Raw genomic sequence first — 5,755 nt, 5'->3', positions numbered from 1 at the left:
TTTTCACCCCCAATAGGAATGTATGTTCTTATTATACCTTAACAAGAATCTCTTTGGCTACCGCCAACCGCCATTCATCTCCCCCTTATCGTTGGGCTTCTCCCTTCACACGATTGAAGAGGGAGTGTTCTGTCGGGAAATGATAAATGATTCAATCCTTCGTTAATAAACAGAGAAAAGGTTAAAAATGATTGCTTTCTAAATGTTGTTCTATTAACAAAAGGGCTTCTTTTTTATTCTGTTCTTTAAGCAAATATAATATCTTTCGATGATCCTCGAGCTTTTTTTTAGGATCAGCTACTAATTTCTGAGTGTCAATTGTCGCTTTATGAAAATCAACTAAAGAGACCCAAATATTTATTAATAATTTATTGTTTGAAGCTTCGACCAGTGTTTTATGGAACTCATAATCAAGTTCAAACTGTTTGTCGAAGGAAGCATTTATCTGAGTAGAATAGATCTCTTCTAACTTTTTAATCAGATTGGATGATATGTTTTTTAATCCTAGACGAATCGCATCTAACTCGATAATCCTTCTTGTTTCTTTTAAATCTTTTTTGGCTGTATCGTCTTTAAGCATATACATTAAAATAATATCGACGAGGCGATGACTCCCCGTCGCATTAAAAAAGGTTCCTTCGCCTCGTCTTGTTTCAATAAGATCTAATAATTCCAGTGCTCTTAACGCTTCACGAACAGAAGAGCGAGCAACACCTAAACGCTCGCTAAGCTCTCGCTCTGACGGAAGCTTGTCTCCGTTCGTTAATCGCTCTTCCATAATAAAATGGTTTAATTGCTTAATAACATCTATAAAACGTTTAGACTGATTGCTCACTTAATCGATTCACACCTCTACTCAAGTTCAATCCATTAATCGTTTCCGATAATCGCGAGCTTTCTTGTTTTTTCCGCCACTTCTTCTGGGTCAACCTTTTTTCTAGCTACGCCCGTCTCCATCGCCGCTTTTGCAACTGCTGCTGCTACAGCTGGAGCTACTCTAGTATCAAATGGAGCTGGAATCACATAATCAACGCTTAATTCTTCTGTACTTACCAAATCAGCAATTGCATAAACAGCAGCTACCTTCATTTCTTCGTTAATATGTGTGGCTCTTACATCTAAAGCTCCTCTAAAAATACCTGGGAATGCTAGGACATTATTCACTTGGTTTGGAAAGTCAGAACGCCCTGTACCGATAACACTTGCCCCTGCTTCTTTTGCAACATGAGGCATAATTTCAGGATCAGGGTTTGCCATTGCAAAAATGATTGGGTCATTATTCATCGATTCAATCATCTCTTTTGTTAAAGCACCTGCAACAGAAACACCAATAAACACATCTGTGCCTTGAATCACATCAGCAAGAGTTCCTTCTTTTTGATCTTGATTTGTATATTTAGCCACTTCAGCTTTCACATCATTCATACCATAAGAACGATTTTCAAAAATGGCCCCTTTTGAGTCACACATCACAATGTCACGCACGCCCATACGACGTAATAATTTAATAATAGCAATTCCAGCAGCACCCGCACCATTAGCTACAACTTTAATATCTGACATCTTTTTTCCGGTGATTTTTAAAGCATTAATTAAACCAGCTAATGTAACAATCGCTGTTCCATGTTGATCATCATGGAAAACAGGGATATTTGTTTCCTTCTTTAATCGTTCTTCAATGACAAAGCAGCTTGGAGCCGCGATATCTTCTAAATTAACTCCACCAAATGTCGGCTCTAGTAACTTTACTGTCTCGACAATTTGATCAACATCTGTTGAACGTAAACAAATTGGAAAAGCATCAACACCTGCAAAAGATTTGAATAAAACAGCTTTACCTTCCATAACTGGTAAAGAAGCCTCTGGCCCAATGTTCCCAAGGCCTAATACAGCTGTCCCATTACTTACTACAGCTACCATATTGCCTTTCATCGTGTACTCATAAACAGTCTCTACATCTTCAAAAATCTCTTTGCAAGGCTCTGCAACACCAGGAGAATAAGCCAAACTTAAATCGTTTGCTGTTTTCACTGGAACTTTTGATTTTGATTCAAGCTTTCCTTGATTAATACGATGGATATGTAGTGCTTCTTCCTTCAATGTGGACACAACGGTCACTCTCCTTATTTTCTCCTACTTACGGTTCTATTTTCTGGGATTTGACACACTGGTCTGACCACTAAAACATTCTCATTATAAATGATAGGAACATATTAGCCAAGCCTTTCTCATAAAAGTGGGACATTTATTCCCCGATGACTACGTTCTCATCTCCAAGCAAATCCTTTAATATCGCGATTGCTTGGCTCTCTTTATTAATAAAAAAGTTTAATTGAATTTTTTGTTCCTTGGCTTCATCAAAAACAATGACAGGTGTTTCCCCATAAAACGGTCGTAGAATCTCTGTGATTTTTTCTAATATCCCTTTTTCATTTTGTTCTTTTGGAATTCGAATAAAAAGTCGCTGTTGCTTTTGAAGTAAACGAGTTAAATCCATCACTTTGTTTACAATAAATTGACTCTTATTTCGAGATTGATCTACTTTTCCTTCTAAAAAAAGCAATTGACCTTGCTTAAACAAGGCTGAGTTATTCTTCCAAACAGCTGGAAAAACAACCGCATCGATACGGTTTGTTTCATCACTCATTTCAACAAAGGCCATTTGATCGCCTTTTTTTGTTTTGATTTGTTTACTTTCAAGCACTAAAGCCGCGATTCTTGTAATATGTGGCGAATGATTTAGAACATCATCAATCGTTTCACGCTTATAAGTCTCAAACACTCGTTCATATTGCAAAATGGGATGCCCTGACAAATAAAATCCTAACACTTCATGCTCATACTCTAATTTCTCCAACTCACTCAAATGTTCCTGCTCTAAATAGTAAGGTGGTTCTAATGATAAAGTAAATAGACCATCCATTTCCGCTTTAAAATCATGCACTTTTTGAGCATATTCAAATGCCTCATCAACGCTTGCTAATAACACAGCCCGGTCCTTTTTGAAATAATCAAGTGCTCCTGATTTAATTAAACTTTCAACAACCTTTTTATTAATTAGTTTACTGTCCATTTTCACACAAAAGTCAAACAAATTATCTGGCAATTCTTGATTTCGGCTTTCAACTAAAAACGCCGCCACTTGATAACCGATATGGTCAAGCGATAAAAAACCGATTCGGATTCCATCTTCCTCCAACGAAAACCGGATCTCACTTTTCTCAAGAGAAGGTGGTAATAAAGGAACCTTCGCCCGCTTTGCTTCTTGAATATAATCGAGCATTTTTTCTTTTTGATGAAGTACACCTGAAAATAAAGCAGCATAAAAAGCAGCTGGATAATGCACTTTTACATAAGCCAATTGATAACTTATAAAACTATAAGCAACGGCATGGCTACGCGGGAATCCATAATTGGCAAACCGTTCAATTAAATCAAATATTCGTTCCGCCATTTCTTTTGTATATCCAACTTCCATTGAGCGGTTAATAAATCCTGCTTTTTCCGCCTGTAAAGTCTTTTATTTTTTTACTAATTGCTCTTCTTAAAATATCCGCTTCAGCAAGACTATAATGAGCTAATTTAACCGCAATTTGAATGATTTGCTCTTGATAAACAATGACCCCATAAGTGGATGAGAGAATCGGTTCTAAATCTGGATGCAAATAACTAACTTTATGATTTGGTTCATTTTTCCCTTGAATATAAGTTGGAATAAAATCCATCGGACCTGGCCTATACAAAGCATTTACAGCAACAATGTCCTCAAATTGACTTGGCTTTAATTGTTTTAAAACCCCTCGCATTCCATCGGACTCTAATTGAAAGACACCCGTTGTCTCACCTTTAGATAGCTCCTCATACACTTTCACATCATCAAGTGGCAAATGAAGTAGATCAATTTTTTTGCCTATATGTGCATAAACAGCGTCCTGGACTCTTTCTAACATCGTTAAATTCCTTAACCCTAAAAAGTCAAATTTAACAAAACCAACCTCTTCTAAAACGCCCATTGTCGCTTGCGTTAAATAAATCCCATCTTGTCCTGATTGCAAGGCGATGATATCTGTTAACGGCTTCTCGCTAATGATAACACCTGCCGCATGGGTCGACGAATGTCTCGGTAATCCTTCAATTTTTAAAGCAAGACACTTTAATTGTTCAAGTTCTTTTGACTCATTCAAAAAGTCGCTAAGCTCTTCGTTGCTACTTATCGCTTTTTCTAATGTTATTCCAGGTCTTGAAGGGATTAGCTTTGCTGCTTTCTCAATTTCAAAAGCATGTAATCCTAATACTTTCCCGACATCACGGATAGCTGCTTTTGCGGCAAATGTTCCAAATGTTAAAATTTGGGCCACATAATTTTTCCCATATCTTTTTTGCACATATTGAATGACTTCTTCTCGACGGTGATCAGGAAAGTCAACATCAATATCTGGCAGCGATTGTCTTTCTGGGTTTAAGAAACGCTCAAATAACAAATTATATTTTAAAGGATCGATTTCGGTGATAGCTAATGCAAAGGCCACAAGGGAACTCGCAGCAGAACCACGACCAGGACCTACTAAAATCCCAGATTCTTTGGCATACCGAATAAAATCCCACACAACTAAAAAATAATCGGTAAAACCCATACTATTGATAACATTCAACTCATAATCTAGGCGACTATATGCCTCTTCACTTGGATTTTCATATCTCTTTTTTAACCCTTGTAAACATAGCTCTCGAAGCGTTTTCTCAGCTGTTTGTCCATCCTGAAGTGGAAACTTAGGCATTAGCGTCTCCTCAAATGACAAAACAACTTCGCTTTTATTTATCATTTCTTCCATGGATTGATAGGCCGACATGTTAGAACTTATTTGTTTGAACCTTTCCTTTGGAAGGAAAAACGCTTGTTCTTCATAGGACTTCAACTCAATCCGCTCCATTAAGTGACCCGATTGAATCGCTTTTAATACAACATAGCTTGAGACGTCCTCTTTTTGTAAATAGCGGATTGGATGACCAGCAAGACAATTCCAGCCTCGTTGCTCTGCGATCGAAACAAGCTGACGATGAGACCATTCATCCTGTTCCCTTTCGCCACTTAATTCCAAGTAAACATCTTTTTTATCAATAAAATCATCTGGGAACCAACTCAATAACCATTGTTCGGCATTCATTTGTTCCTTCCTCTTTAAATAAGCTTCAAGTGGTCCTTCATAATATGGAATGATGATCAAACAAGCTTCTGTATATCGTAAAAATTCTTCTTTTGATAAATAAGCTCTTTTTGATTCCTTTAATCCTAGAATGGTCGAGAGCTTATTTAAAGAACGATAACCGTCATTTGATTTCGCTAATAGCCGTAAAAGAAATGGCTCTCGCCTACCCTCATCAAAAATGGTTACCTCTAATCCAATTAAAGGTTTGATCTGAAACTTTAAGCATGCTTTATAAAAGGAAACGGCCCCATACATTACATGGTGGTCAGTTAAGGCAAGAGCCTCATACCCTAATATGCTCGCTTGCTCAACTAATTCCTCTATTCGATTGGTTGAAGAGAGTAAGCTAAATTCACTATATACGTTTGTATGGACAAATTTCATAACGCTCTCCCTCATTCCTCATCTAAACTTTCTAGTCCTATTATAATATGTTTTTGCCTCTTGTTGAACTACTCGCCACTTAGCTAACGCTTGAAGTGGGAGATTCTTGGGAACAGAGCGTACTTGCCAGCGCATTTCTTTGCCGACAGAGGTTTCTCTTATGC

Annotated in this window: 4 protein-coding genes; all 4 read right to left on the bottom strand. The window is 37.4% G+C overall.

Features of this window, described 5'->3' with window-relative positions; translation table 11 throughout:
• Positions 1 to 181: 181 nt before the first annotated feature.
• The 4 genes from BALCAV_RS20420 to dnaE all read right to left on the bottom strand — a co-directional run bounded on the left by BALCAV_RS20420 (position 182) and on the right by dnaE (position 5,591).
• A complete protein-coding gene (locus BALCAV_RS20420) occupies positions 182 to 835 on the bottom strand; it encodes a FadR/GntR family transcriptional regulator (protein ID WP_003323726.1) in 654 nt (217 codons plus the stop codon).
• 35 nt (positions 836 to 870) lie between these two features.
• Positions 871 to 2,109 carry an NAD(P)-dependent malic enzyme gene (gene ystJ, locus BALCAV_RS20415; protein WP_003323727.1) on the bottom strand — a complete coding sequence of 413 codons (1,239 nt, stop codon included), beginning with the start codon at positions 2,107 to 2,109 and terminating at the stop codon, positions 871 to 873.
• 136 nt (positions 2,110 to 2,245) lie between these two features.
• Positions 2,246 to 3,478 carry a helix-hairpin-helix domain-containing protein gene (locus BALCAV_RS21375; protein WP_052044429.1) on the bottom strand — a complete coding sequence of 411 codons (1,233 nt, stop codon included), beginning with the start codon at positions 3,476 to 3,478 and terminating at the stop codon, positions 2,246 to 2,248.
• Positions 3,479 to 3,485: 7 nt separating this feature from the next.
• Positions 3,486 to 5,591 (bottom strand): DNA polymerase III subunit alpha, encoded by a 2,106-nt coding sequence (gene dnaE / locus BALCAV_RS21370; protein ID WP_052044428.1) that lies wholly within the window; start codon positions 5,589 to 5,591, stop codon positions 3,486 to 3,488.
• Positions 5,592 to 5,755: the final 164 nt, after the last annotated feature.

Source organism: Alkalihalobacillus alcalophilus ATCC 27647 = CGMCC 1.3604, assembly GCF_000292245.2.
Classification (GTDB): Bacteria; Bacillota; Bacilli; order Bacillales; family Bacillaceae_D; genus Alkalihalobacillus; species Alkalihalobacillus alcalophilus.
This window is presented reverse-complemented; position numbering and strand designations above follow the sequence as displayed.

What these genes read in the sequence shown, in the direction of transcription:
- BALCAV_RS21375 (WP_052044429.1), bottom strand. Translation starts at nt 3,478, where the DNA reads ATGGAAGTTGGATATACAAAAGAAATGGCGGAACGAATATTTGATTTA.
- dnaE (WP_052044428.1), bottom strand. Translation starts at nt 5,591, where the DNA reads ATGAAATTTGTCCATACAAACGTATATAGTGAATTTAGCTTACTCTCT.